At 74.1% G+C, this 26,961-nt stretch carries 22 protein-coding genes; 11 read left to right on the top strand and 11 right to left on the bottom strand.

Going from position 1 to position 26,961, the window contains the following annotated elements; genetic code table 11:
* The first annotated feature begins 17 nt into the window (after positions 1-17).
* Complete coding sequence (locus ACFYNO_RS21375; protein ID WP_388014446.1) at positions 18-1,478, top strand: catalase; 1,461 nt, start codon at positions 18-20, stop codon at positions 1,476-1,478.
* Positions 1,479-1,782: 304 nt separating this feature from the next.
* Entirely contained in the window at positions 1,783-2,535 is a 753-nt protein-coding gene (locus ACFYNO_RS21370; RefSeq protein ID WP_388014688.1) for an IclR family transcriptional regulator, read from the top strand.
* Positions 2,536-2,542: 7 nt separating this feature from the next.
* Here the strand turns inward: ACFYNO_RS21370 and ACFYNO_RS21365 are convergent, their stop codons facing one another.
* Complete coding sequence (locus ACFYNO_RS21365) at positions 2,543-3,121, bottom strand: TetR/AcrR family transcriptional regulator (RefSeq protein ID WP_388014441.1); 579 nt, start codon at positions 3,119-3,121, stop codon at positions 2,543-2,545.
* Positions 3,122-3,258: 137 nt separating this feature from the next.
* Between ACFYNO_RS21365 and ACFYNO_RS21360 the strand changes: the two genes are divergently transcribed.
* From ACFYNO_RS21360 to ACFYNO_RS21340, 5 genes are all read left to right on the top strand, one after another.
* Complete coding sequence (locus ACFYNO_RS21360) at positions 3,259-3,687, top strand: nuclear transport factor 2 family protein (RefSeq protein WP_388014439.1); 429 nt, start codon at positions 3,259-3,261, stop codon at positions 3,685-3,687.
* Positions 3,688-3,840: 153 nt separating this feature from the next.
* Positions 3,841-4,728: a metal-dependent hydrolase gene (locus tag ACFYNO_RS21355; RefSeq protein WP_388014436.1), complete on the top strand. Its 888-nt coding sequence runs from the start codon at positions 3,841-3,843 to the stop codon at positions 4,726-4,728.
* Between the two features lie 19 nt (positions 4,729-4,747).
* On the top strand, positions 4,748-5,896 hold the full coding sequence (locus ACFYNO_RS21350; RefSeq protein WP_388014433.1) for a PDR/VanB family oxidoreductase: 1,149 nt from the start codon (positions 4,748-4,750) through the stop codon (positions 5,894-5,896).
* 3 nt (positions 5,897-5,899) lie between these two features.
* Entirely contained in the window at positions 5,900-6,730 is an 831-nt protein-coding gene (locus tag ACFYNO_RS21345) for a M24 family metallopeptidase (RefSeq protein ID WP_388014425.1), read from the top strand.
* On the top strand, positions 6,727-8,454 hold the full coding sequence (locus ACFYNO_RS21340) for an SDR family oxidoreductase (protein ID WP_388014422.1): 1,728 nt from the start codon (positions 6,727-6,729) through the stop codon (positions 8,452-8,454). Before ACFYNO_RS21345 ends, ACFYNO_RS21340 begins: the two co-directional genes overlap by 4 nt.
* A 13-nt stretch (positions 8,455-8,467) precedes the next feature.
* On the opposite strand, the gene ACFYNO_RS21335 is transcribed toward ACFYNO_RS21340, so the two are convergent.
* The 8 genes from ACFYNO_RS21335 to ACFYNO_RS21300 all read right to left on the bottom strand — a co-directional run bounded on the left by ACFYNO_RS21335 (position 8,468) and on the right by ACFYNO_RS21300 (position 17,753).
* Positions 8,468-8,764 (bottom strand): hypothetical protein, encoded by a 297-nt coding sequence (locus ACFYNO_RS21335; protein ID WP_388014419.1) that lies wholly within the window; start codon positions 8,762-8,764, stop codon positions 8,468-8,470.
* Positions 8,765-9,077: 313 nt separating this feature from the next.
* Positions 9,078-10,097, bottom strand: a complete 1,020-nt coding sequence (locus ACFYNO_RS21330; protein WP_388014416.1) for a hypothetical protein — start codon at positions 10,095-10,097, stop codon at positions 9,078-9,080.
* The gene (locus tag ACFYNO_RS21325; protein ID WP_388014413.1) at positions 10,094-10,825 is read right to left on the bottom strand and encodes an RNA polymerase sigma factor; all 732 of its coding nucleotides are present in this window, start codon (positions 10,823-10,825) and stop codon (positions 10,094-10,096) included. The genes ACFYNO_RS21330 and ACFYNO_RS21325 overlap by 4 nt, the downstream gene beginning before the upstream one ends.
* A gap of 192 nt (positions 10,826-11,017) precedes the next feature.
* Positions 11,018-12,226 (bottom strand): XdhC family protein, encoded by a 1,209-nt coding sequence (locus ACFYNO_RS21320; RefSeq protein WP_388014410.1) that lies wholly within the window; start codon positions 12,224-12,226, stop codon positions 11,018-11,020.
* Between the two features lie 58 nt (positions 12,227-12,284).
* Positions 12,285-13,772, bottom strand: a complete 1,488-nt coding sequence (locus tag ACFYNO_RS21315; protein WP_388014407.1) for an NCS2 family permease — start codon at positions 13,770-13,772, stop codon at positions 12,285-12,287.
* A gap of 245 nt (positions 13,773-14,017) precedes the next feature.
* Positions 14,018-16,378: a xanthine dehydrogenase subunit D gene (gene pucD / locus ACFYNO_RS21310; RefSeq protein WP_388014404.1), complete on the bottom strand. Its 2,361-nt coding sequence runs from the start codon at positions 16,376-16,378 to the stop codon at positions 14,018-14,020.
* Positions 16,375-16,866: a (2Fe-2S)-binding protein gene (locus ACFYNO_RS21305; protein WP_388014401.1), complete on the bottom strand. Its 492-nt coding sequence runs from the start codon at positions 16,864-16,866 to the stop codon at positions 16,375-16,377. The genes pucD and ACFYNO_RS21305 overlap by 4 nt, the downstream gene beginning before the upstream one ends.
* Positions 16,863-17,753: an FAD binding domain-containing protein gene (locus ACFYNO_RS21300; protein WP_388014398.1), complete on the bottom strand. Its 891-nt coding sequence runs from the start codon at positions 17,751-17,753 to the stop codon at positions 16,863-16,865. The genes ACFYNO_RS21305 and ACFYNO_RS21300 overlap by 4 nt, the downstream gene beginning before the upstream one ends.
* 395 nt (positions 17,754-18,148) lie before the next feature.
* Between ACFYNO_RS21300 and ACFYNO_RS21295 the strand changes: the two genes are divergently transcribed.
* On the top strand, positions 18,149-19,741 hold the full coding sequence (locus ACFYNO_RS21295; RefSeq protein WP_388014395.1) for a PucR family transcriptional regulator: 1,593 nt from the start codon (positions 18,149-18,151) through the stop codon (positions 19,739-19,741).
* Positions 19,742-19,790: 49 nt separating this feature from the next.
* Here ACFYNO_RS21295 and ACFYNO_RS21290 read toward each other — a convergent pair whose 3' ends face one another.
* Entirely contained in the window at positions 19,791-20,933 is a 1,143-nt protein-coding gene (locus ACFYNO_RS21290) for an alpha/beta hydrolase (RefSeq protein ID WP_388014392.1), read from the bottom strand.
* Positions 20,934-21,230: 297 nt separating this feature from the next.
* Here ACFYNO_RS21290 and ACFYNO_RS21285 point away from each other — a divergent pair, with 297 nt between their 5' ends.
* The 3 genes from ACFYNO_RS21285 to ACFYNO_RS21275 all read left to right on the top strand — a co-directional run bounded on the left by ACFYNO_RS21285 (position 21,231) and on the right by ACFYNO_RS21275 (position 24,506).
* Positions 21,231-22,370 carry an ROK family glucokinase gene (locus ACFYNO_RS21285; RefSeq protein ID WP_388014389.1) on the top strand — a complete coding sequence of 380 codons (1,140 nt, stop codon included), beginning with the start codon at positions 21,231-21,233 and terminating at the stop codon, positions 22,368-22,370.
* Positions 22,371-22,452: 82 nt separating this feature from the next.
* Positions 22,453-24,120, top strand: a complete 1,668-nt coding sequence (gene ctaD / locus ACFYNO_RS21280) for a cytochrome c oxidase subunit I (protein WP_388014386.1) — start codon at positions 22,453-22,455, stop codon at positions 24,118-24,120.
* Positions 24,117-24,506 (top strand): cytochrome c oxidase subunit 4, encoded by a 390-nt coding sequence (locus tag ACFYNO_RS21275; RefSeq protein ID WP_388014384.1) that lies wholly within the window; start codon positions 24,117-24,119, stop codon positions 24,504-24,506. Before ctaD ends, ACFYNO_RS21275 begins: the two co-directional genes overlap by 4 nt.
* Positions 24,507-24,513: 7 nt before the next feature.
* On the opposite strand, the gene ACFYNO_RS21270 is transcribed toward ACFYNO_RS21275, so the two are convergent.
* Positions 24,514-26,946 carry a type VII secretion system-associated protein gene (locus tag ACFYNO_RS21270; RefSeq protein WP_388014382.1) on the bottom strand — a complete coding sequence of 811 codons (2,433 nt, stop codon included), beginning with the start codon at positions 26,944-26,946 and terminating at the stop codon, positions 24,514-24,516.
* Positions 26,947-26,961: the final 15 nt, after the last annotated feature.

The following is a 26,961-nucleotide window of genomic DNA, read 5'->3' as shown; positions in this document are numbered from 1 at the left end:
CTTCCTGAAGGACCATCATGTCCAAGATCCTGACCACCGAGTCCGGCGCCCCGATCGCCGACAACCAGAACTCGGCCTCGGCCGGCGAGTACGGCCCGCTGCTCATCCAGGACCAGCAGCTGCTGGAGAAGCTGGCCCGGTTCAACCGCGAGCGCATCCCGGAGCGCGTGGTGCACGCCCGCGGCTCCGGCGCCTACGGCTACTTCGAGGTCACCGACGAGGTCGCCCGGTACACCCGCGCCGACTTCCTCTCCGAGATCGGCAAGCGCACCGAGGTCTTCCTGCGGTTCTCCACGGTGGCCGGAAACCTGGGCGCCAGCGACGCGGTGCGCGACCCGCGCGGCTTCGCGCTGAAGTTCTACACCGCCGAGGGCAACTACGACCTGGTCGGCAACAACACCCCGGTCTTCTTCATCAAGGACCCGCTGAAGTTCCCCGACTTCATCCACTCGCAGAAGCGCGACCCGTTCACCGGCATCACCGAGGCCGACAACGTCTGGGACTTCTGGGCGCACGCCCCCGAGGCCACCCACCAGATCACCTGGCTGTTCGGCGACCGCGGCATCCCGGCCTCCTACCGCCACATGAACGGCTACGGCTCGCACACCTACCAGTGGGTCAACTCGGCCGGCGAGGCGTTCTGGGTGAAGTACCACTTCAAGACCAACCAGGGCGTCCGCTCGCTGGACGGCGGCCAGGCCGCCGAGGTGGTCGGCGGCGACGCCGACAGCCACCAGCGCGACCTGCACCAGGCGATCGAGCGCGGGGTCTACCCGTCCTGGACCCTCTACGTGCAGCTGATGCCGGTGGCCGAGGCGGCCGACTACCGCTTCAACCCGTTCGACCTGACCAAGGTCTGGCCGCACGCCGACTACCCGCTGGTCAAGGTCGGCCGGCTGGTGCTCAACAGGAACCCGGAGAACGTCTTCGCCGAGGTCGAGCAGGCCGCCTTCTCGCCGAACAACTTCGTGCCCGGCATCGGCCCGTCCCCGGACAAGATGCTGCAGGGCCGGCTCTTCGCCTACGCCGACGCCCAGCGCTACCGCCTCGGCGTCAACCACACCCAGCTGCCGGTCAACGCCCCCAAGGCCACCGAGGCGGCCAACTACGGCCGGGACGGCTACTCGGCGCTCAACAAGCCGGGCCGCGGCAAGAACTACGAGCCCAACTCCTACGACGGCCCGCGCCAGAGCGACAGCGCGCTGGCCGCCCCGGTCGCGCTGAACGGCTACACCGGCAGCTACACCACCCCGAAGCACACCAAGGACGACGACTTCTTCCAGGCCGGCGAGCTCTACCGGCTGATGTCCGAGGGGGAGAAGGACCGGCTGATCGCCAACCTGGCCGGCTTCCTGGCCCAGGTGAGCCGGGACGACGTGATCGAGCGCAACCTGGCGCACTTCCGCGCCGCCGACGAGGAGTACGGCACCCGGCTGGCCGCGGCGGTCGCCGCGCTCCGGGCCGGCGACGAGGCCTGACGGTCCGTCACCCCGCGAACCGCCTGACCGACCCTCAACCGGCCCCTCCCCCCAGGACAGTGGGGGAGGGGCCGGTCGGCGTGCCTGTCAAGAGCGCGTCGTCCACCGAGCGTTCGGCATATGCCATTCGGCCAATACCCGTCACCTGCGGGAATCTGCCGAGTCCTGCGGTTCCCGCGGCCCGGTGGTGGCTAGGCTGGAGGTGGGTCTCCGGCGCAGCCGGACGGCGGGCCCGGAGACCGCGAGGAACGTCCGAGCGCAGCGGAAGGGGAGCGCCATGCCGGCACAGGGTCCGGGTCGCCAGATCACGCTGGACCAGGGGGCCGGCGGCCCGTACGTGACGCTGCGCGGCGCGCTGCGCCTCCTGGAGTCGGTGGACCGGCACCCCTACGGGGCGACCCTGCGCGACCTCGCCCGGGAGACCATGCTGCCCGAGCCCGCCGTGCGCGCACTCGCGGCGCTGCTCTGCGAGGAGGGCTACCTCCAGGCGGTGGACGGGGTCTGGGTGCTCGGTGGCACCTTCGCCATGCTCGGCCAGGCCAACCGGGAGCAGCTGATCCGGATCCGGCTGCAGCACAAGCTCACCGAGCTGCGCGACGAGCTGGGCGCCGCCGTCTACTTCAGCCGCTACCACGACGGCGAGCTGCGGGTGGAGGCGGTGGCCGAGGCCGAGCACGCGCCCGCGGTGCACGAGTGGGTGGACTTCAAGGCCACCGCGCACGCCTCCGCGATCGGCAAGTGCCTGCTCAGCCAGCTCGACCACGACGGGCGGCTGGACCACCTGTCCCGGCACCCGATCGCCCGGCTCACCTCCCGCACCATCACCGACAGCGAGCAGCTGCTGCACCGGTTGGAGCGCCAGCCCGCCACCGTGCCCACCCTGGACCTCCAGGAGTACGCGCTGGGCACGGTCTGCGCGGCCGTGCCGGTGACGGCGGGCAGCACGGTGGGCTGCCTGGCGATGTCGCTGCCGGTCGGCAGCGCGCACCGGCTGCGGGCGGCCGCCGACCTGCTCGCCGAGCGGGCCGCGCCGCTGATGCTGGCGATGGCGGTCTGACGGGAGGTCAGTCCCGGGGCGGCCGCAGGCCGTCGAAGACCACCTGGAGCACCCGCTCGCGGGCCGCCGGGTCCGGGCCGAGCTGGTCCATCGCGCTCGCGGTGCCGAGCAGCAGCGCCACCAGGTCCGTCAGGTCCAGCCCGGTCCGGACCGCGCCGGCCCGCTGGGCCCCGGCCAGCAGCCGCTCCAGCAGTGCCCGGACGGCCGCACTGGTGGCGCCGAGCGCCTGGTGCACGTCCACCCCGGCGGCGGTCAGCGCCCGGCTGAACTCCTCCTTGCCCGCCGACTGCTCGACGATCAGCCGGTAGGTGCCGAAGAAGGCCTCGGCCGGCTCGGCCCGCTCGGCCAGCTCGCCGCCGCGGGCCACCACCTGCTCCATCCGGCGGGCCAGCACCGCGGCCAGCAGCGCCTCCTTGGTCGGGAAGTGGCGGAAGAGCGTGCCCACCCCGACGCCGGCGGCCCGGGCGATCTCCTCGGTGGTGACGCCCACGCCGCGCTCGGCGAAGACCGTGGCGGCCACGTCCAGCAGCCGGGCCCGGTTGCGGGCCGCGTCCGCCCGCAGCGGGCGGTTCTGACCGTCGCTCATCTCGCTCTCCGCTCCTCGCTCTTCCGCACACCTGGGTCCTGGACAACCGGACTGGCCAGTCCGTATCGTCGAACCGGAGTCGCCAGTCCGATTCTGGCGGCACATTTCCGTCTTGGGGGTTGATCATGTCCGAAACCATGACGCCGCGCGAAGTCTTCGAGCAGCTGAGCGAGCGGATCAGCGCGGGTCGGTTCGGCGAGCTGGCCGAACTGTACGCCGAGGACGCCGTGGTGGAGATCGTCTTCGAGCCGCGCTTCGAGCGCCGGATCGAGGGCCGGGCGGCGCTGGACGCGCGGTTCGAGCAGATGGTCGCGGCCCGGCCGGTCGACCTGGTGGCGACGAACGTGGTGGTCCGGGAGACCGACGATCCCGAGGTGGTCGTCGCCGAGTGGGACTACCAGGTGCACCACCTGCCCACCGGTCGGCGCTTCGAGGTCGCCAACATCCAGGTGCTGCGGGTGCGCGACGGTCTGATCGTCTCCAGCCGGGACTTCCACGACCACGTCGGCTTCGCCCTCGGCGGTGACCGGCTGGAGGAGTTCGTGGCGGGCCTGACGCGGCGCTAGGGGCCGGCGAACGGCGGGCGCTCCTGCGGTAGATCCTATTAGACGTATTGTCGATAAGGTTGTCCGAACCCCTTGTCCAGGGGGGTACCCGCCAGTAGTTTGAGGCTCTGCCACCACCCGACCGCAGAGCCGACGCAGGCCAGGAGCGCCCCCATGCCCGCAACCGCCCCCGAGGTGCACACCGACCTCGTGCTGGAACCCCGCGACGTGAAGTTCGACTGGAGCCGGCTGCCGCTGCACTGGATCCCGGACGAGCCGGTCGCCACCCACACCATCAACGTGCTGCACCTGCTGCTGCCCGAGGGCGAGCGCTGGTTCACCGAGGTGTTCAAGGACGCGCTGCCGCTGATCACCGACGAGCAGCTGCGCGAGGAGGTGCTGGGCTTCATCGGCCAGGAGGCGATCCACGCCGAGGCCCACCAGGAGGTGCTGGACCACCTGCTCGGCCAGGGCCTGGACCCGCGCCCCTACGTGCGCCAGATCGCCTGGCTGTTCCAGCGGATCCTCGGCGAGAAGCCCCGGCTCAGCCCCCGCAAGCGGCGGGAGAACGTCATCGAGCGGGTCGCCTTCGTCGCCGCGATCGAGCACTTCACCGCCTTCCTCGGCAACTGGGCGCTCAACTCGCCCGGCCTGGACCGCGCCGACGCCGACCCCACGATGCTCGACCTGCTGCGCTGGCACGGCGCCGAGGAGGTCGAGCACCGCAGCGTCGCCTACGACCTGCTGGTCCACCTCGACTCCGGGTACGGCCGCCGGGTGCGCGGCATGCTGGTCGGCGGACCGCTGCTGGTGCACCTGTGGGTGCGCGGGCTGCGCTACCTGCTGGCCGCCGACCCCGAGCTGCGCGGCACCCTGCGGCCCAGCTGGCGGCAGGCCTGGGAGATCTCCCGGCGCGGGCTGCTGCCCGACCCGGTCCAGTCGCTCCGCTCCGGGCTGCGCTACCTGCGCCCCGGCTACCACCCCACCCAGGAGGGCGACAGCGGCCAGGCGCTCGCCTACCTGGCCGCCTCGCCCGCCGCCCGCGCCGCGGCCGCGCGCTGACGACCCGGAGCCCACCGAGATGCCCTCACCGGAGAACCCGTCGGCGGCCACCGAGCCCGCCCCCACCCCCGCCTTCGGCCGCACCTGGCGGCACGACCTCGCCGCCCCGCCACCGGACCTCTACGGCCGCCCGCACGCCGACCGCTTCATGCGCTTCCTCACCCGGTTCGGCGACGCCTACGCCCCGGCGATGGGCGCCCCGCTGCTGCGCCGCAGCCCGCGCCGCCCGCCCAGCCGCGGCCGGGCCCCGCTGGTGCTCGCCGTCACCGGGCACCGGGAGATCGCCGAGGAGGTGGCCGAGCTCCGGCTCGCCGACCCGGCCGGCGCCGCCCTGCCCGCCTGGCAGCCCGGCGCCCACCTGCGGCTCACCCTGCCCTCCGGCCGCGAGCGCCACTACTCGCTCTGCGGCGACCCGGCCGACCGGCACGAGTACCGGATCGCGGTGCGCCGGATCGACGGCGGGGGCGGCGGCTCGCTGGAGGTGCACCGGGAGCTGCACCCGGGCGTGCGGCTGACGGTCCGCCGGCCGCGCAACGGCTTCGTCTTCTGCGCCGAGCCCGCCGTGCTGCTGCTGGCCGGCGGCATCGGCATCACCCCGCTGCTGCCGATGGCCCGGGAGGCCGCCCGCCGCGGCCTGGACTGGCACCTCGTGCACGCCGGCCGCAGCGCCGCGAGCATGCCGTACACCGCCGAACTGCTGGCCCTGGACCCGGCCCGGATCACCCTGCTCGCCGAGGGCGTGCCCACCGGTGACCAGCTGCTCGCCAAGGCCGCGCCCGGCGCCGCCGTCTACTGCTGCGGCCCGACCCCCATGCTGGCCGCCGTGCAGCAGGCGCTGGACGCCTCACCCGCCGCCGCCCTGCACTTCGAGCGGTTCGGCGCCGCGCCGGTGCGCGACGGCGCCCCGTTCACCGTCAGGCTCGCCGACAGCGGCGAGGAACTGCCCGTCCCCGCCGACCGCTCCGCGCTGGACGTGCTGCGCGAGGCCCGGCCCGGCACGCCCTACTCCTGCCACCAGGGGTTCTGCGGCACCTGCCAGGTCCGGGTGGTGGCCGGCACGCCCGAGCACCGCGACCGCCGGCTCACCGCCGGGGAGCGGGCGGCCGGCGCCCTGCTGCCCTGCGTCTCCCGTGCGGCGGCCGGCGAGACCCTGGTCCTGGAGGTCTGACCGATGGCAACCACCTACACCGAGCGCGACCTGGCGAAGTTCCGCGAGGTGCAGCAGCTCGCCTACCACTGCGCCGAGCAGGTCGCCGCCTGGATCGAACCGGGGGTGACGGAGCGCCAGGCCACCGCCCGGCTGCGCCGCTGCCTGGTCGGCGCCGGGGTGACCGACTTCTTCCACGTGCCGTTCGCCTGGTTCGGCGACCGCACCGCCTTCCGCCACTTCCACACCCCGCTGCAGTTCTTCGCCGGCGCCCGGGTGCTCCGGGAGGGCATGCCCTACGTGCTGGACTGCGCCCCGGTGGTGGACGGCTACACCGCCGACATCGGCTACGGCGGCAAGGTCGGCGACAACCCGGTCTGGGACCGGCTGGCCCAGGACCTCAAGGTCTACCGCGAGCTGATCCTGCGCGAGGTGCGGGCCCGCAAGCCGCTGAACGAGGTCTACGCGGCGGTCGACGCCCAGATCGCCGCGCACGGCTACGAGAACCGGCACCAGGTCTACCCGGGCCGGGTGATCGGCCATCAGGTGACCCGCAACACCAGCCGGGCCCCGGCCGGCGTCAACGTCCTCGGCTTCGGCCTGCGCACCCTGCAGACCCTGGGCCGGGAGCTGATCACCGAGCGGCTGCACGGCCGTTCCCCGCTCTGGGCCGACGGCCGCTCCTCCCGGCACGCCCCCACCCCCGGACTGTGGGCGGTCGAGCCGCACATCGGCTTCCGGGACACCGGGATCAAGTTCGAGGAACTGCTCGTCGTCACGGAAGACGACGCCTACTGGCTGGACGACGACCTGCCGCACGTGCGGCGCTGGACCCTGATGGAGGCCGCCGGATGACCCGCACCGACCCGCGACGCCGCTTCGTCCGCTCCGGCGGGGTGGAGCTCGCCGTCTTCGAGCAGGGCGACCCGGCCGCGCCCACCCTGCTGCTGGTGCACGGCTACCCCGACACCCACCGGGTCTGGGACCAGGTGGCCGAGGACCTGGCCGCCGACCACCACGTGGTCCGCTACGACGTCCGCGGGGCCGGCGAGTCCGGCGCCCCCGACGCCCGGGACGGCTACCGGCTGGCCCAGCTGTCCGCCGACCTGTTCGCCGTCGCCGACGCCGTCAGCCCCGACCGCCCGGTGCACGTGGTCGCGCACGACTGGGGCTCGCTGCAGTCCTGGGAGGCCGTCACCGAGCCCGGCGCCGAGGCCCGGATCGCCTCCTACACCACGATGTCCGGGCCCTGCCTGGACCACATGGGCCACTGGATCCGGCACCGGCTGCGCCGCCCCACCCCGCGCCACCTCAAGCAGCTGCTGGTGCAGGGAGTGCACTCCTGGTACATCACCGCCTTCCACCTTCCCTACCTGGCCCCCGCCGCCTGGCGGTTCGGGCTGGCCCGGGCCTGGCCGCGGGTGCTGCGCGACCTGGAGGGGGTCGGCCGGCACCCCGACCACCCGTCGGCCACCCTGAAGCGGGACGCGGTGCGCGGCATCGAGCTCTACCGGGCCAACATGCGGCCCGCGCTGCGCCACCCGCGCGAGCGGCCGACCGCCGTGCCGGTGCAGCTGGTCACCCTGCAGCGCGACCGGTACGTCAGCCCGTTCCTCTCCGAGGGGCTGGAGCGCTGGGTGCCGGACCTGACCCGGCGCCGGCTGAACGCCGGCCACTGGTCCGGGCTGCTGGAGCAGGCGCCGCTGGTGGCCGGGCTGGTCCGGGAGTTCACCGCCCGGATCGAGGCCGGCGCGCCCGCCGGCCGCCGCGGCCCGCTGGTGGTGATCACCGGCGCCGGCAGCGGCATCGGGCGGGCCACCGCGCTGGCCTTCGCCGAGCGCCAGCAGGCCACCGTGGTGGTCTGCGACCTGGACCTGGCCGCCGCCGAACGGACCGCCGAACTGGTCGGCCTGCTCGGCGGCACCGGGCACGCCTACCGGGTGGACGTCAGCGACGGACCGGCCGTGAACGCCTTCGCGCAGACCGTCGCGGCCGCCCACGGGGTGCCCGACGTGCTGGTCAACAACGCCGGCATCGGCCACTCCGGGACCTTCCTGCAGACCACCGAGAAGGAGTGGCAGCGGGTCCTGGACGTCAACCTGTGGGGCGTGATCCACGGCTGCAAGGCCTTCGGCACGCTGATGGCCGAGCGCGGCCAGGGCGGACACATCGTCAACCTGGCCTCGGCGGCGGCCTACCTGCCCGCCAAGGCGCTGGCGGCCTACTCCACCAGCAAGGCCGCGGTGCTGATGCTCTCCGAGTGCCTGGGCGCCGAACTGGCCGGCAGCGGGATCGGGGTGAGCGCGATCTGCCCCGGCATCGTCAACACCAACATCACCCGGACCTCCACCTTCTCCGGGCTGGACGCCGAGCAGCAGGCCGCCCGGCAGGCCAGGATCAGCAAGCTCTACGCCCGCCGCAACTTCCCGCCGGAGAAGGTGGCCGACGAGATCCTGGCCGCCGTGCGGACCGGCAGGCCGGTGGTGCCGGTGACCGTGGAGGCCAAGGCCACCCGGCTGATCGGCCGGGCCTGGCCGGGCTTGCTGCGCAGGCTGGCCAGGCTGGACACCCCGGGGTGACCGGGCGCCGGGATCAGCTCGCCGGCAGGCGGCCGATCCCGGCCATCAGCTCGTCGGTGTTCATGCACGGGTAGGTGCGGACCTGGGCGTGCAGGCTGAGCCAGAACGGCTCGCAGACGGAGACCACCGAGCTCTCGTCCGCCAGGTCCACCACCAGGGTCATCGCGCGGTGGCCGTTGGCGGCGTAGAAGTAGGCGGCCTCGGGCTTGAGGGCGCCCATCAGCTCGCCCATGGTCTGTTGGATGGAGCCGGAGCTGATCAGCTTGTTGCTCTGCTCGGTGTCCAGTTCGATCTGAAGCAGCGTGCGCATGGCGATCGCCCTCGATCCCCGGCGCGGACCGGGCCGCACCGGTCGTCCACGACCGGTGGCGGGCTCCCGTCGCCGGTCCCTGACTTCCACCATCGCGCGCCGGCCGCGGGTCGGCAAGGAGCGGCCCTGACGGGGCGTCAGTCCGGGTCCGGTCCGGCCGACCCCAGCCGGGCCGGACCCAGACGTCCGTCCCGCCTCGGCGGCCAGGGGTCGCCGGGACGGTCGGCGGCGGCCGGCCCATGCACGGCCGGCCGTCGCCGTTCCGGCCCGGGGGCGCGCCCGGGGAAGCCGCCGCAGGGCCGGAAGCCAGGGTTCACTGACGGTTGCCGACACCTCCGGAGTCCTCGGCGGGACGGGTGCGGCCGGTGTCGCCGGGGGTGCGGCCGGCGGTCGGGCCGGCCGGGGCGGGCGTGCTGGTCACCGGGGCCGGGACGGCGGGGGTGGCCGGGGTGCTCTGGCCGTGCGGCTGGTCCTGGTCGGTGGCCTTCACCGTCGGCTTGGCCGACTTCCGGCCCCCCTGGCCGCCGCCGTTGGCGTTGCCCGGGGAGTCGGAGGAGGCGGCGGCCGACGGCGTGCCATTGCCGTCGATCGGCCGGCCCAGCGAGGCGCAGAGCGCCCGAACCCGGTCCGAGCCGCCCGCCGCGCGCGTCAGCGGCTCGAACCGGGGGTCCAGGGTGGCCGGGCCGTCCTTGGGCCAGAGGCCGCAGAGCAGCGCCATCGCCGCCGCCGAGTCGGCGCTCAGCGGGGCGGGGGAGACGGCCTGGTCGGAGGGGTCGGCCGGGGTGTCGGCGGAGCTGCCGGGCCGGGCCGAGGAGGGCCAGCCGCTCGCGCCGGGCGCCTTGCCGGCACCGCTGCCCTGCGGGGCCTGGCCGGCCGTCGGCAGCCCGGAGTGCCGGGCGCCGGAGCTCACGGCGACGGATGCGGAGACGGCGGTGCTCTGGGCGGGCAGCGCGGCGGGCTCGTCGCCGCCGAGCAGCGCGGGCATGCCGCCGCCGGCCGCCACGGCGACCCCGCCGAGCGCGGTGACGGCGATCGCGGCGACCGCCGCGCGGGCACCGAGGCGCCGGCCGGGCACGCGGCGCGGGGCGCAGGCGGCCATCGGGCGGCTCCTCTGGGCGGGCAGGGTCGGGCGGGACGGGCCGAGGCGAGCCGCCTCCCGGAAGGCGGCCACCGCCGCCTCCTCGCCGGCCAGCTCGTGCTCGGCGGCCGGGGCGGCCGCCGCGTCGAGCAGGCGGGAGAGCGCGCCGGTACCGCCCGGCGCACCGACGGCGTCGCCACCCAGCAGCTGCTCGGCGGTGTCGCGGTCGATCCGTCGGGATCGGTTGGTGCTCATCTCATGTCCTTCAGCGTCGGGGCGCCCTGCGGTGTCACACCTTCGGCGGGATTTCTTCGCGACCGGGCGGCCCGGCGGCCGGTGGCCGCGCGCGGGGCGGGCAGCGCGGCGGGCGACTCCAGCATCTTGGCGAGGCGGCGCAGGCCCCGGTGGGCGGCCATCCGGACGGTGCCGGCCCGCTTGCCGAGCACCCGGGCGGCGCTCTCGGCGTCCAGCTGCAGCACCACCCGCAGCAGCACAGCCTCGGCCTGGTCCTTGGGCAGGCCGGCGATCAGCGCCAGCGCCTCCTGGGTGCCGACGGTGGTGAGCGCACTGCCCTCGGTGTCGTCGCCGGCGGGCAGCTCGATCAGCTCCTCGACCGGCAGGTCGGCGGTGGGCCGGCGGCGGCGGGCCCGCAGGTGGTCCAGGGCGCGGTGCCGGGCGATGGTGGCGGCCCAGCCGCGGAAGCCGTCGCCGTCGCCCTGGAAGCCGTGCAGGTCGCGGGCGATCTGCAGCCAGGTCTCGGAGGCGATGTCCTCGGCGTCCGTCTCGCCTCCCACCAGTACCCGCAGATAGCGCAGCAGCAGCGGCTGCACCGTGCGGAAGACCTGGCGGAAGGCCTCCTCGTCGCCGGCCTGGGCCGCCCGGACCGCGAGGTCCAGCGGATCGTCGGACGGCGGTGCAGCGGCGGGCGGGGTCGGCGGCGGGCCGGCGGCATCGGCGAACCCGAACTGATCTGCGTTTTGCACGGCCACATCATCCGCCATCGACGGGCTCCGAACGACCACCGGGGAAGACCGAGTGCCCGCCGCGGGCCGATGGCTCCGGCGGGCACTCAGGAAACGGCTCTGACGCACCGTCAGGCTAGGGTTTCGCTGGGAGCGACCTGGGAGTCGGCTGGGCGTGGCCCGGCCGATGCTCGAGGGAAACCGGACGCCGGGTCAGGCGACCCGGAAGACCGCGGGGCCGCTCGGGGCCGGGCGGTCGAGGTCGTGGTGGATCGGGCCGGTGCCGGCGGAGAGCGGGAGGCAGCCGCCGCCGCGGCGGGAGGCGACGATCTCGGCGGCCACCGCGACCGCGGTCTCCTCCGGGGTGCGGGCGCCGAGGTCCAGGCCGATCGGGGAGCGCAGGCGGGCGATCTCGGCCTCGGTCAGGCCCACCTCGCGCAGCCGGGCGTTGCGGTCCAGGTGGGTGCGGCGGGAGCCCATCGCGCCGACGAAGCCCACCGGCAGCCGCAGGGCCCGCTCCAGCAGCGGGATGTCGAACTTGGCGTCGTGGGTGAGCACGCAGAGCACGGTGCGGCCGTCGATCCGGTCCAGCTGGGAGTCCAGGTAGCGGTGCGGCCAGTCCACCACCACCTCGTCGGCCTCCGGGAAGCGGCGGGCGGTGGCGAAGACCGGCCGGGCGTCGCAGACCGTCACCCGGTAGCCGAGGAACCTGCCGATCCGCACCACGGCGGCCGCGAAGTCGATCGCGCCGAAGACCAGCATCCGCGGCTTGGGGACGTAGGACTCGACGAAGAAGGTCACCGTGCCGGCCGCCGCGCCCGCGGACTCGTCCGCCTGGAGCGCGGGAGTGCAGGGCCGGCCGTCCAGCGCCAGCACCACCTTGCCGGTCCTGCCGGCGTCCAGCATCGCCCGGGCCTCGGCCACCAGCGAGCGCTCCAGGCCGGCCGTCAGGGTCGGGCCGCCGGTGGAGAGCGTGCCGTGGTGCGCGCCGCCCGTCACGGCGACGGTGGCGCCGAGCAGCCCGGCCGGGCCGTCCACCACCCGGGCCAGCGCCACCGGGGTGCCGGAGGCGATGTAGGCGATCCCGGCGTCCAGCCCCGGATCGGTGCCCGGCACCACCGGCTGCACGAAGACGTCCAGGATGCCGCCGCAGGTCAGGCCGACCGCGAAGGCGTCCTCGTCGCTGTAGCCGAACCGCTGCAGCACCGGCTCGCCGCTCTCCATCGCCTCCCGGCACAGCTCGTACACCGCCCCCTCGACGCAGCCGCCGGAGACCGAGCCGACCGCCTCCCCGGCCGCGTCCACCGCCAGCGCCGCCCCCGGGTCGCGCGGCGCGCTGCCGCTCACCCCGACCACGGTGGCCACGGCGAACCGGCGCCCGGAGGCGTGCCAGTCCCGCAACTGCTCGGCGATGTCCTGCATGTCCGCTCCTGTGTCGAGGGTGGGGCCCCGGTGCGCGGGCGCGCACCGGGGCGGGGGGTCAGTGGACGCCGAGCCACTCCTTGATCGGGGTGAGCGCGAAGTACACCACGAAGACCGCGGTGAGGATCCACATCAGCGGGCCGGGCTCGCGGAACTTGCCCTTGCCGGCCTTGAGCACCACGTAGGAGATGACACCGGCGGCGACACCGGCCGTGATGCTGTAGGTGAACGGCATCAGCACACAGGTGAGGAAGGCCGGGATGGCCACCTCGCGGTCCCCCCAGTCGATGTGCCGGGCCTGGCTCATCATCATCGAACCGATCACCACCAGGGCGGCGGAGGCCACCTCGACCGGCACGATCCCGGCCAGCGGCGAGAAGAAGAGCATCAGCGCGAACACGCCGCCGGTGATGGTGGAGGCGAAGCCGGTCCGGGCGCCGTCGCCGACCCCGGTGGCCGACTCCACGAAGACCGTCTGGCCGGAGGCACCGACCAGGCCGCCGATCGCACCGCCGGAGCCGTCGATGAAGAGCGCCTTGGACAGGCCCGGCATCCGGCCCTGGCTGTCGGCCAGCCCGGCCTCGGTACCGACGCCGATGATGGTGGCCATCGCGTCGAAGAAGCCGGCCAGCACCAGGGTGAAGACCGCGACCGAGGCGCTGATCGCGCCCATGCCCTTGGCGCCGAAGGCGCCGAACAGGTCCACGTGGCCGATCAGGCCGAAGTCCGGGGCCGAGACCGGGCTGCCGTGCAGGGCCGGGGCCGAGCTGCCCCAGGCCTTGCCCGGGATCTTGGCGACCGCGTTGACGACCACCGCGAAGACGGTGCCGCCGGCGATGCCGATCAGGATCGCGCCGCGCACGTTGCGGGCCAGCAGGACGAAGATCGCCAGCAGGGTGACGGCGAAGCAGGCCACGGGCCAGCCGGTCAGCTCGCCCTCCGGGCCGAGCGAGACCAGGGTGGGCCCGCCGCTCATCACGAAGCCCGCCTTGTGCAGGCCGATCAGGGCGACGAAGAGGCCGATGCCGATGGTGATCGAGTGCTTGAGCGGCAGCGGTATGCCGTTCATGATCTTCTCGCGCAGGCCGGAGAGCACCAGCAGCACGATCAGCAGGCCGTAGATGACGCAGAGTCCGAAGGCCTGTGCCCAGGTGGTGTGCGGGACCACCAGGGCGGAGACCGCGCCGGAGACCGAGAGGCCCGCCGCGACCGCCAGCGGCACGTTGCCCACCACGCCCATCAGCAGGGTGGTGACCGCCGCGGCCAGCGCGGTGGCGGTGGTCAGCTGGGCGTGGTCCAGCTTGGCGCCGGTCACGTCCGCGCCGCTCAGGATCAGCGGGTTGAGCAGGATGATGTAGGCCATCGCCATGAAGGTGGTGAGGCCGCCGCGGATCTCCGCGCCGAAGGTCGAGCCTCTGGCGGAGATCTTGAAGTACGCGTCCAGGGCGTTCTTCGGTGAGGGTGAGGGTGCGGATGCGGGCGTGGGGGTGCCTGCCTGCGGGGGGATGGCTTCAGTGGTGCCGGGCTCCGTGGGAATCCGGGTCATGTCCACTCCCAAGTGTCAAAGGGGGTTGGGGTGGGCGAGCCGACCTGGCGGTCAATCGGGGAGACCGGGCAGGGGGACTGAATCGACTCACTGGCAGCACTCGCGAGTGCTGGTGCGGTGCGGGGTGGAGCGCACCGCTGCGGCGCCCCGGCGTGGGAGAGGCAGCGGGGGAGCGCTTCCGGCGGGCGGAAGCGCGGCCCCGGGGCGGCAGGGGAAAGGTGGGACCCACCGCCCCGGGGAGGCCGTCAGAGCGTGCCGGTCAGGTGCTCGGGGCGGACCGGGATGCGGTTGAGCGCGATCCCGGTGGCCTGGCGGATGGCGGCCACGATCGAGGGGGTGGCGGAGACCGTGGGCGCCTCGCCGACGCCGCGCAGCCCGTACGGGGCGTTCGGGTCGGGCAGTTCCAGGACGTCCACCGGGATCGGCGGGGTGTCCAGGATGGTCGGGATGAGGTAGTCGGTGAAGGAGGCGTTGCGCACCTTGCCGTCCCGGACGATGATCTCCTCCATCACGGCGAGACCGAGCGCCTGGGTGCAGCCGCCCTGGATCTGGCCGACCACCGAGAGCGGGTTGAGCGCCTTGCCGACGTCCTGGGCGGCCGTCAGCTCGACCACCTTGACCAGGCCCAGCTCCACGTCCACGTCCACCACCGCGCGGTTGGCGCAGAAGGTGTACTGCACGTGGCCGAAGCCCTGGCCGGTCTCCTTGTCGAAGGCCTCGGTCGGCCGGTGGTGGTGCTCGCGGGTCAGGTCGATCGCCTCGTCGCCGAGCAGGTCCACCATCGACACCAGCACGCCCGCCGACTCGGAGACCACCTTGCCGCCGGCCAGGTCGATGTCGTGCTGGGTCCAGCCGTAGCGCTTGCGGCCCTTGTCGATCAGCGCCAGCTTCACGGCCTCGGCGGCGAGCTTCACCGCGCCGCCCGTCATGTAGGTCTGCCGGGAGGCGGAGGTGGAGCCGGCCGAGCCGACCTCGGTGTTGGCCGGGTGGATGGTGACCTGCTCGACCCCGAGCTCGGTGCGGGCGATCTGGGCGTGCACCGTGATGCCGCCCTGCCCGACCTCGGCCATCGCCGTGTGCACCATGGCGACCGGCTCGCCGCCGATCACCTCCAGGCGCACCCGGGCGGTGGAGTAGTCGTCGAAGCCCTCGGAGAAGCCGACGTTCTTGATGCCCACCGAGTAGCCGACCCCGCGCACGATGCCCTCGCCGTGCGAGGTGTTGGAGAGCGCGCCGGGCAGCTGGCGGACGTCCAGGTGGGTCAGGTCCAGCGGCGGCGGCAGCGGCATGTCCTTCACCCGCTGCAGCAGCTCGGCCACCGGGGCCGGCGAGTCGATCCGCTGGCCGGTGGGCATGTGGTCGCCCTCGGCCATCGCGTTCAGCTGCCGCAGCTCCACCGGGTCCATGCCGAGCGCGGCGGCGAGCTTGTCCATCTGCGACTCGTAGGCGAAGGCCGCCTGCACCGCGCCGAAGCCGCGCATCGCGCCGCAGCTCGGGTTGTTGCTGTAGAGCGCGATGGCGTGCATCCGCACGTTCGGGATCACGTACGGGCCGTGGCCCAGCGAGGCGGCGTTGCCGACCACCGCGGGGGAGGCGGAGGCGTAGGCGCCGCCGTCCAGCACGATCCGGGCGTCGGCGAAGACCAGCTTGCCGTCGCGGGTCGCGCCGTGCTCGTACCGCATCTTCGCCGGGTGGCGGTGCACGTGGCCGAAGAAGGACTCGTCACGGGCGTAGACGATCTTGACCGGCTTGCCGGTGCGCTGCGCCAGCAGGCAGGCGTGGATCTGCATCGACAGGTCCTCGCGGCCGCCGAAGGCGCCGCCGACGCCGGCCAGGGTGAGCCGGACCTTCTCCTCCGGCAGGCCCAGCACCGGGGCGATCTGCTGGCGGTCCACGTGCAGCCACTGGGTGGCCACGTAGAGGTCGATGCCGCCGTCCTCGGCCGGCACCGCGAGGCCGGACTCCGGGCCGAGGAAGGCCTGGTCCTGCATGCCGACCTCGTACTCGCCCTCGACGATCACATCGGCCAGCGCCCGCACCTCCTCGGTCACGCCCAGGCCGGAGACCAGCTTCTGCTCGTGGCAGATGTTGCCGTACCCGTGCGACTTGTACTCGTGCGGCTCGTGCACGTAGCCGTGGGTCGCGGGGTCGAGGCACTGCTCCTCGGTGGTGATCGGGGTGAGCACCTCGTACTCGACCCTGATCTTCTTCACCGCGCGGCGGGCCGTCTCCGGGTGGTCGGCGGCCACGATCGCGATCGCCTCGCCGTGGTAGCGGACCTTGTCCTTGGCCAGCGCGGGCTGGTCCTGGATCTCCAGGCCGTAGAACTTGGAGCCCGGGATGTCGTCGTGGGTCAGCACCGCGTAGACGCCCGGGGTCTTCACGGCCTCGGAGATGTCCACGGAGAGGATGTTGGCCCGCGGGTGCGGTGAGCGCAGCGCCATGCCCCAGAGCATGTCCTCGTGCCACAGGTCCGAGGAGTAGGCGAACTCGCCCTTCACCTTCAGCGTGCCGTCGGGGCGCAGCGGGGAGCCGCCGATGCCGTCCTTGGACGCCTGGTTGATGTCCTGGAGGTTCTTCTGTCCCTGAATCGTGCGCGCGCTCATTCGGGGGAACCCACCTTCCGGCACTTGCGGGCGGAGGCCAGCCGCACCGCGTCCATGATCTTCTCGTAGCCGGTGCAGCGGCACAGGTTGCCGCTCAACGCCTCGCGGATGTCGGTGTCACTGGGCTGCGCGTCGCGCTCCAGCAGCGCGTCGGTCTGCACCAGCAGCCCCGGCGTGCAGAAGCCGCACTGCACGGCGCCCGCGTCGATGAACGCCTGCTGGACCAGGCCCAGCTCGCCGGACACCTCGTCGGCCAGGCCCTCGACCGTGCGGACCTCGCGGTCCTGTACCTGGCCGGCCGCGACCAGGCAGGAGCAGACCGGCACGCCGTCCAGGTAGACCGTGCAGGAGCCGCACTCGCCCTGCTCGCAGGCGTTCTTGGAACCCGGCAGGCCGACCCGCTCGCGCAGCACGTAGAGCAGGCTCTCGCCCTCCCACACGTCGTCCGCCTCGACGGGCTTGCCGTTGGCGGTGAAAGTGACCCTCATGCCGCGCTCCTGATCTGCTTGCTGTAGTCGTTCCAGGTCCAGGTGAGGGTGCGCCGGGCCATCACCGCCAGGGTGTGCCGCCGGTAGGCGGCGGTGCCGCGGACGTCGTCGATCGGCGAGGCGGCCGCCTTGACCAGCTCGCCGAACCGCTGGACCACCTCGGTGCCGAGCAGCCCGCCGGACTCCCACAGCCCGCGCTCGGCGAGCACGCCCTGCAGGTACTCCTCCGCCTCCACCGCGCGGCGCGGGGTCGGGGCGGCCGAGCCGATGCCGGTGCCGACGGTGCCGTTCTTCGGGTGCAGCGCGAAGCCGAAGGCGGCCACCGCGATCACCATGGCGTTGCGCGTGCCGATCTTGGAGAACTGCTGCGGGCCGTCCGCCACCGGGATGTGCACCCGGCGGATCAGCTCGTCCGGCTCCATCGAGTTGCGCTTGACGCCGACGTAGAACTCGTCGATCGGGATCAGCCGGGTGCCGCGGGCGGCCGAGGCCACCTCCACGAAGACGTCCCGCCCGGCCGCCAGCAGCGCCGGGTGGGCGTCGCCGGCCGGGGAGGCACCGCCCAGGTTGCCGCCGACCCCGCCGCGGTTGCGGATCTGCGGCGATCCCACGGTGTGCGAGGCCAGCGCCAGGCCGGGCAGCGGCCCGGACAGTTCGTCGATGATCCGCGCGTAGGGCACCGAGGCGCCGAGCAGCACGGTCTGGTCGTCGACCGACCACTCCGCGAGCTCGGTGATGCGGTTCAGGTCAAGCAGCGCCGATGGCCGGTGCACGTCGAAGTTCATTTCGACCATCACGTCCGTGCCGCCCGAGATCGGCAGCGCGGTCGGGAACTCAGCCTTGGCCGCGAGCGCCTCGTCCCAGCTAGCGGGCCGCAGGAACTCCATGCGGGTGTCTCCTCAAGTCGAAGCCGATCGAACCCGTGGGCACTGTGCCCGGAACCCGCCGCGCCCTCGCCCGATTGGCGGGCGGCAGTGCGGGGGTGTGTCCGGCGGCGTGTCAGCCAGTGAACCGCCGTGCGGCGCCCCGGAGGCAGTCACCGATGGCATGAAGCCCGTGCGCCGGTCCCGCCCGGCATCCTGTACGTTCCTCTAAGAACGGAGAATGCCCAGTTGGGCGAGGTCCCAGACGCCCCTTGCGCCCGTGATCGGGCCGTAACGGCCGAGCGACGGCACCGTAACCCGACCGGCCGCTGATACGTAACACCGAACGGCCGGAAATCGGGCACACTGTCCCCCTCCATCCTCGATCCGGCCACCCGTCCAGACAAAGGAGTCAGCGGATGCGCGTCCGTGACCTGCTCGCCCCCGGAGCCCCGAGACTCCGTCTGCTGGCCGCCGAGGAGGAGCTCGACCGGCAGGTCAGCGGGGTCATGACCACCGACCTCCACGACCCGGGCCGCTACCTGCACGGCGGCGAACTGGTGCTCACCGGCATGCTCTGGCGCACCGCCCCCGAGGACTCCGAGCGGTTCGTCCGCACCCTGGCGGCCGGCGGCGCGGTCGCCCTGGCGGCCGGCGAGGCCGAGGTCGGACCGGTGCCCGAGGACCTGGTGGACGCCTGCCGGCGGCACCGGATGCCGCTGCTCGCCGTCCCCGACGACATCGCCTTCTCCACCCTGACCGAGTTCATCGGCCGCCAGGTCTCCGCCGACCGGGCCGCCGACCTGGCCGCCCTGGTGGACCGGCACCGGCTGCTGGTCTCGGCGGCCGGCGGCGGCGGGCTGGACGCCGTGCTCGACCTGCTCGGCGGCGACCTCGACCTGGACTGCTGGGTGCTCGCGCCGACCGGCCGGGTGGTGGCCGGGCCCGCCGACCGGCTCGGCGCCGAGGACCGCGACCAGCTGGTCCGCGCCCACCTGGCCGCCCAGCGCCAGCGCCGCCGCCCGCCGCACCGGGCCCGGCTGGTCTCCGGCTCCTACTCGCTGCTGCCCGCCGCCGCCGACCCGGAGGCCGAGGCGCCGCTGGCCGACTGGGTGCTGGCGATCGCCGGCGACGTCACCGAATGGACCACCAAGCGCCAGCAGCTCGCCGAGAACCTGGGCCGGCTGGTCGCCGCCGAGCGGATCCGGCGCGACGAGGGCCGCCGGCTGCGCCGCCGGCTGGCCGACGAGGTGCTGACCCTGCTGCAGCGCGACGCCGACCCGGCCGAGATCAGCCGCACCCTGCACGCCTCCACCGCGATGGCCGCCGGTTACGAGGGCGGCCCCGCCGGCCCGGCCGGCCCCGACGGCTCCTGGCTGGCGCTCAGCGCCGAAGGCACCGGCCTGCCCGACGGGGCGGTGCGCACCCTGCTGGAGGAGGCGCTGACCGGCATCTCCGAGCAGGCCCTGGTGGCCGGCTCGGGCACCGTCGCCGTGGTGGTCCTGCCCGCGCTGCCCGCCGCCGTGCCCGCCGACGCGCTGCGCGAGCTGCTCGCGCCGCTGGAGGCCGGGCTCGGCTCCGAGGGCCGGATCACGCTGGGCGTCTCGGCGCCGGCCCCGGAGGCCGGCGGGCTGCGCGGCGCGCTGGAGGAGGCCCGGCACGCCCGGCGGATCGCCGCCGCCCGGGTCGGCCGGGTCTGCGTGGCCGGGCCCGAGGAGCTGGCCTCGCACGTGCTGCTGCTGGCCGCCGTGCCGGACGAGGTGCGGCGGGCCTTCCGCAGCCGGCTGCTGGACAAGGTGATCGGCTACGACATCGAGCACCAGGCCGATCTGGTGCGGACCCTGGAGGCGTTCCTGCGCTCCGACGGCTCCTGGACCAGGTGCGCCGCCCAGCTGCATGTCCACGTGAACACCCTGCGGTACCGGATCGGCCGGATCGAGGAGCTGACCGGGCGCGACCTGTCGCGGCTGGAGGACCGGGTGGACTTCTACCTGGCGCTGGAACTGGCCTGACCCGGCATCAGCCGTCGGGCCGGTCGGCCGGTGCCGGGTCAGCAGGGCGTCAGTGCGGTGCCGGGATCAGCGCGGTCAGCCACTTGAAGACGTCCGGCAGCATCGGCCGCCAGACCGACGGGGTGTGCGGACCGGTGGTCTCCTGCACCGTCACCGTGGTCGGCGCCTTGGCGGCGGCGGCCAGCGCCTGGCCGTCCTCGTAGCCGTCGCCCTTGTTGCCGCTCTGGAAGAGCGCGACCTTGGGCGGGTTGGCGGCGTGCTGCAGGATGTAGAGCGGGTTGGCGGCCTGCCGCAGCTTGGGGTCCTTGGCGGTCAGCGACAGCTCCTCCGCGCCCGGGTCGCTGTAGCCGGAGAGGCTGATGCCGGCCCGGTAGCGCTCCGGGTGCAGCAGCGCCATCCGGTCCGCGCAGTGCCCGCCGGCCGAGTAGCCGGCCACCGCCCAGGCGGCGGGGGAGGGGTCGGCGCGGAAGTTGTCGATGATCATGTTCGGCACGTCCTGGGAGATCCAGGTGTCCGCGTTCACCTTGCCCGGCACGTTGGCGCAGCCGGTGTCCACGGTGGTGCTGATCAGCTGGGTGCGCGGCGAGATCAGGATGAACGGGGTCACCTGGCCGGACTGCATCAGCGGCTTCAGCTGGTCGGAGACCTTCAGGGTGCCGAACCAGGTCTTGGAGGAGCCGGGGAAGCCCGGCAGCAGCTCCACCACCGGGAACTTCTTGTCCTTCCAGGCCGGGTCGTTGTACTGCGGCGGCAGCCAGACGTTGACCTCGCCGTCCACCCCGGAGAGCTGGCCCTTCAGGTCGGTGGTCTGCACGTCCGACGGAACCAGCGGGTCGCCCACGCCCTTGAACTGCTGCAGCACCTTGGCCGGCTTGGCGTCGTTGCCCGCCCCCGGCTGGCCGGCCGGAGTGCCGGCCCCGGCGTCGGCGGCCGGCGGGTCCGGCACCGCCCGCACGTGGCTGTCCGAACCGAGCAGGTCGCTCCAGTTGCCGTAGATCAGGTTGGCGTTGTTGACCATGACGAAGACCATGGTCACCGCCGTGGCCTGGCAGAAGAGGATCATCACCAGGCGGGTCAGCAGCTGCACCGGCTTCGGTCCGCGCACCCGGCCCCAGAGCAGCAGGGCGAGCAGGACGGAGACCGGCACCAGGATGATCGTAAGGATCAGGAAGGGCTGACCTGTCAGTTGCATCTACGTCTCGTATCCGGGATCAGACCGCCCGGACCGGTGGCCGGTGCGCAATCGGGTGGAGCTGGGGCGGGTGGGTGGAGCTTCGGTGGAGCTGTCAGGTAAAGGGGACGGCGTGAACGCATTCCCGGTTGCCCGACAAGCTGAAGGAAACCTGAGAGGAAGATCACGTGTACATGAGAATCCCCGCGGTGACCGCCCCCAGTCTGTCATCCGAGCGCGGACGTCGTGTGCAGCGGCGGATGTGATCTTCAGGATTCGATCAGGCGATTCCCATCTGGCGGGGCGTATCGTCACCGCGTGACCCAGTCCTCCGGCCGCAGTGGCCAACCCGTCCTGCCCGCCCTGCTCGGCCTCGGCCAGCGCGGCCTCGGTCAGCGCACCGGGCAGGCGGGCCGCCCCGAGCGGTACCGCGACCGCCGCCGCACCCTGCCCGCCGGAGTGCTCCGGCTGCCCACCATCGGCATCGACATCGGCGGCACCAAGGTGGTCGCCGGGGTGGTCAGCGGCGAGGGCGCCATCGTCGAGCAGCTGCGCGCCGACACCCCGGACAAGAGCAAGAGCCCCAAGGTGGTCGAGGACGTCATCGTCGAGCTGGTGCTGGAGCTGGCCGACCGGCACGACGTGCACGCCGTCGGCATCGGCGCCGCGGGCTGGGTGGACTCCGACCGCTCCCGGGTGCTCTTCGCCCCGCACCTGAACTGGCGCGACGAGCCGCTGCGGGAGGCGCTCAGCGACCGGCTGAGGTTCCCGGTGGTGGTGGAGAACGACGCCAACGCGGCCGCCTGGGCCGAGTGGCGGTTCGGCGCCGGCCGCGGCGAGGACCTGGTGGTGATGATCACCCTGGGCACCGGGATCGGCGGCGCCGTGGTCCGGCAGGGCTACGTGGACCGTGGGCGGTACGGGCTGGCCGGCGAGTTCGGCCACATGCAGGTGGTGCCCGGCGGCCACCGCTGCCCCTGCGGCAACCGCGGCTGCTGGGAGCAGTACTCCTCCGGCAACGCGCTGGTCCGGGAGGCCCGGGAGCTGGCCGCCGCCGAGTCGCCGGTGGCGCAGCCGCTGCTCGCCCGGGTCGGCGGCGACGTCGCGGCGATCACCGGTCCGCTGGTGACGGAGGCGGCCCGGGACGGCGACCCGATGGCCGTCGAGCTGCTGCACGACATCGGCAGCTGGCTGGGCACCGGTCTGGCCAACCTGGCCGCCGCCCTGGACCCGGGCCGGTTCGTGATCGGCGGCGGCGTCTCGGCCGCCGGCGACCTGCTGCTCGCGCCCGCGCAGGAGAGCTTCCGCCGCACCCTGACCGGCCGGGGATTCCGCCCCGAGGCCGCGATCGTGCCCGCCGCCCTCGGCAACGAGGCGGGCCTGATCGGCGCGGCCGACCTGGCCCGGGCCGTGGCCCGCCGCTTCCGGACGGTGAAACGCTCCCGCGTGGAACGCTGACCGCGCGCCTCCCCGCCAGGCGGTGGCCATCGGTGATTGCATGGTCACCGAAGGTGTCCGAGGTGTGGGAGGTGCAGGCCGGATGACCCAGCTCGCCGAACCGGCCCCGGCGGTCGAGACCCGGGTGCGCCGCGGCGAGCGGGTGCTGGGCTGGCTGACCACCACCGACCACAAGGCGATCGGGAACCTCTACCTGGTCACCGCGTTCGGATTCTTCCTGTTCGCCGGCATCCTGGCGATGCTGATGCGGGCCGAGCTGGCCCGGCCCGGGCTGCAGCTGTTCACCAACGAGCAGTACAACCAGCTCTTCACCATCCACGGCACGGTGATGATGCTGCTCTTCGCCACCCCGACCTTCGCCGGCTTCGCCAACGCCGTGATGCCGCTGCAGATCGGCTCGCCCGACGTGGCCTTCCCGCGGCTGAACGCCTTCACCTACTGGGTGTACCTGTTCGGCGGGCTGATGGTGGTCGGCGGCTTCTTCACCAGCAACGGCGCCGCCTCCTTCGGCTGGTTCGCCTACGCGCCGCTGAACGGCCCGGTGCACAGCCCCGGCGCGGGCGGCGACCTGTGGGCGATGGGCCTGGTGGTGGCCGGCCTGAGCACCATCCTCGGGTCGGTCAACTTCATCACCACCATCGTCTGCCTGCGGGCGCCGGGGATGACGCTGTTCCGGATGCCGATCTTCACCTGGAACGTGCTCTTCACCTCGATCCTGGCGCTGCTGGCCTTCCCGGTGCTGACCGCCGCGCTCTTCGCCCTGGAGGCCGACCGGCGGCTCGGCAGCCACGTCTTCGACCCGGCCAACGGCGGGGCGCTGCTCTGGCAGCACCTGTTCTGGTTCTTCGGGCACCCCGAGGTCTACATCGTGGCGCTGCCGTTCTTCGGCATCGTCAGCGAGATCATCCCGGTCTTCAGCCGCAAGCCGGTCTTCGGCTACAGCGGCCTGATCGGCGCCACCATCGCGATCACCGCGCTCTCGGCCGTGGTCTGGGCGCACCACATGTTCGCCACCGGGCAGGTGCTGCTGCCGTTCTTCTCGCTCACCTCGCTGCTGATCGCGGTGCCCACCGGCGTGAAGTTCTTCAACTGGGTGGGCACGATGTGGGGCGGATCGCTGTCCTTCGAGACGCCGATGCTCTTCTCCCTCGGCTTCATGGTGACCTTCCTGCTCGGCGGCCTGACGGGGGTCCTGCTGGCCGCCCCGCCGATCGACTTCCACGTCACCGACAGCTACTTCGTGGTGGCGCACCTGCACTACGTGCTGTTCGGCACGGTGGTCTTCGCGACCTTCGCCGGCTTCTACTTCTGGTGGCCCAAGATCACCGGCCGGATGCTCGACGAGCGGCTGGGCAGGATCCACTTCTGGCTGCTGCTGCCCGCCTTCCAGGCGACCTTCCTGGTGCAGCACTGGCTCGGCGCCGAGGGCATGCCGCGCCGGTACGCCGACTACCTGGCGTCGGACGGCTTCACCACGCTGAACACGATCTCCTCGATCGGCGCGTTCCTGCTGGGGCTGTCCACGCTGCCGTTCCTCTACAACGTCTGGCACACCGCCAGGTACGCGCCCGCGGTGACCGAGGACGACCCCTGGGGGTACGGGCGCTCGCTGGAGTGGGCCACCTCCTGCCCGCCGCCCCGGCACAACTTCCACGCGATGCCGCGGATCCGCTCGGAGTGCCCGGCGTTCGACCTGCACCACCCGGAGCACAGCCGCCAGGCGACCGAGGAACGGGAGCGTGCGGAGTGAAGGCGGAGGCCTGGCTCTTCACCGGGGTGGCCGGCTTCTTCGCCGTCACCGCCGGGATCTACGGCTGGTTCGCCCGCGAGCCGGCCGGCAAGGCGGCGCTGGTGGTGGCCTTCCTGATGGCCTCGCTGGTCGCCGTCTTCTGCTGGGCCCAGGTGGTGCGGCAGACCCGCCGCCCGTCCGACGACGGGTCGGCCGACATCGCGGCCGGCACCGGCCCGCTCGCCTTCTTCGCCCCGGCCAGCGCCTACCCGGTGCTCACGGCGGCGGGGGCGGCGGTGCTGGCGCTGGGCGTGGTGTTCGGCACCTGGCTGGCGCTGATCGGGGTGGGCGTGCTGGCGCCGGGGATCGCCGGGTTCGTCTTCCAGTACGCCCGGCGGGAGGGCTGACGCCGGGTCACTCCGGCCACTCCAGCGCCAGCACGCCGTCCCGGGTGGCCAGCAGGATCCGCCCCTCGGCGCCCACCGCGGCCGAGTGCACGGGGGCGCCGAGCAGCAGGTCGCTGGTGCCGCCCCCGGCGGTGAGCCGGCGCAGCCGGACCAGGCCGTCGGCCCAGGCGGCGACCAGCAGCCGCCCGCCCAGCGCGACCGCGCTGACCCCGACCCGCCGGTGGTCCACCGGGTCGGGCGCGAGCGCGTGGCCCGGCGCCCAGAGCCGCACCCCGCCGTCCTGCCCGCCCGAGGCCAGCAGCGGCGCGCCGTCCAGCAGGGCGGCCGCGACGGCCGTCACCGGCCCGGGGTGCAGCGGCTCGGGGGAGCGCAGCCCGCCGGGCAGCCAGTGCAGCGAGCCGCCGGCGTCGCCGACCGCCGGGCCGGCGGCGGTCGCGGCCAGCGCGGTCGGCTCGGGCACCACCGGGCGCACCTGGTCCAGGGTGAGCAGACCGCCCTGCGGCGTGCAGGCCAGGGCATCGGGCAGGGCCGGGCCTGGCCAGTCGCCCGGCGGGTTGCGGTGGCTGCCGTCGGCCTGGTCGAGCTCGTGCAGCCGGCCGTCCGCGTCCAGCACCAGCACCGCCCCGGCGTAGGGGCCCTGGCCGGGCGCCAGGGCCACGGTCGGCTCCCAGCGGGCCCAGACGATCCGCCAGGGCAGGCCGGGCCGGGGCCGGGGGTCCTGGGCGAGCAGGTGGAAGCTGGCCACGGTGGCCCGGGTGCCCAGGTCGGCGGCGGCCGTCAGGGCCGGCCCGGCCAGCTCCCAGGCCCGCACCTTGCGGGTGGCCCGGAGCTGCTCCGGCACCTGGTCGAGCGTCGCCGCGACGGTCGCGGTGGTGGCCCGGACCAGCACGTCGGCCTTCTCCAGCAGCTCCAGCGGGCCGTGCGAGCGCAGCGCGCAGGCGGCCAGCAGCTCCACCAGCTCGGGCTCGGCCGCGCCGGTGTCGAGCTCGCCGTCCGGCCGCCGGGGCAGCTGCCGTAGCAGCGCGTCGGTGAGCTCGGCGGGCGCGGGCAGCGGCGCGTCGGCGGCGGCCAGCTCGACCAGCCGGTCCGGCCGCAGCCGCCAGCTCCGCCCGTCGGGCTCGGCCGGCAGCAGCAGTGCGCAGCGGCGCACCGCCTCGGCGCCGCCCGAGCCGGGCAACGCGGCCCACTGACCCGCGGTCAGCGGCTGCCCGGCGGCGGCCAGCGCCCGCACGGTCGGCCGCAGCTCCGCGGGCAGCGCCTCCCACCACTGCCGGCAGACGTCGGCCGCCTCGGCGCCACCCGGCGCGGCGGCGGCGAGCAGGCCCAGCGTCGGGCTCGGGTAGACCGCGTCGGCGGGTGCGCCGAGCCTGGCGCACCAGGAGCCGAAGAGCCGGGCGTCGGTCCAGCGCGGCTCGTCCAGGTCCAGCACGGCCGAGCCGGGCAGCTCCGGCCGGTCGCCCTCGACCAGCAGCCGCAGCCCGGGCAGGGTCAGCAGCGGCCCGAGCAGCTGCTCGGAGATCCCCGCCGGGTCGGCCGCCCGGTGCAGGTCGGTGACGGCGATGACCAGCGGACCGGTCCGCGGCAGCCGGGCGAACTCGGCCAGCAGCGCCTCCGGGCTGCCGGTGGCGCGGGCGAAGGCCCGGCCGAGCCGCCAGGCGGCGCCGCGCGGGCCAAGCCCGGTGGCGTCCAGCACGGCGTGCACCCGGCGGGTCGGGCGCGGCTCGTCCGGCGGGCAGGCGCTCGCCAGCCAGCGCACCAGGTGGGAGCGGCCGCTGCCGGAGGAACCGGTGACAAGGCAGGCCCGCGGTGCCGCGGGGTCGGCCAGCCAGCTCAGCAGTGCCTGCCCGGCCGGGCGCCGGCCGGCGGAGAGCGGCGGCAGGGTGGAGCCGGCGGCCCGGGCCACGGGGAGCTCGGCCAGCGGCACGGTGACGCTGACCCGGCTGCCCGGGTTGAGCCGCACCACGGCCCCGGGCAGCGCCTCGGCGAGCTGACGGCCGGTCACCTCGCGCCAGCCGGGCCAGGCGGCGGGCACCAGCTCGGGCGAGGTGCAGGCCTCCACCGCGTCGTCCACCAGGTACAGCGCGTCGGCCTCGGGCCGGGCGACCACCAGCAGCGGCCCGTCGGCGACCGCGGCCGCCAGCTCGTCGTCCGCCGCGTAGCCGGTGGCCGCGCGCTGCAGCAGCGCCTCCAGCGGGCCGTGCGGCGCGGGCAGCCCGAGCGCCTGCGGGGACGGGCGGTAGGTCGGGTTGGCCCAGTAACCGGCCACCTCCCCGCGCCCGTCCACCTGCCAGCCGCCGATGACGCCGAACGGCGGCACCTGCTCGTCCGGGCCGAAGGCCGGGTCGGTGGCGTACAGCCAGCTGTTCGGACGGGTCCGGGCCTCGGCGCGCAGGGCCGGGGTGAGCGGCGGCTCGGGCCGCTCCGGCCGGGGGGTGGTCATCGCTCGCTGCTCCAT

This window comes from Kitasatospora sp. NPDC006697 (assembly GCF_042869935.1).
GTDB lineage: Bacteria > Actinomycetota > Actinomycetes > Streptomycetales > Streptomycetaceae > Kitasatospora.
This window is presented reverse-complemented; position numbering and strand designations above follow the sequence as displayed.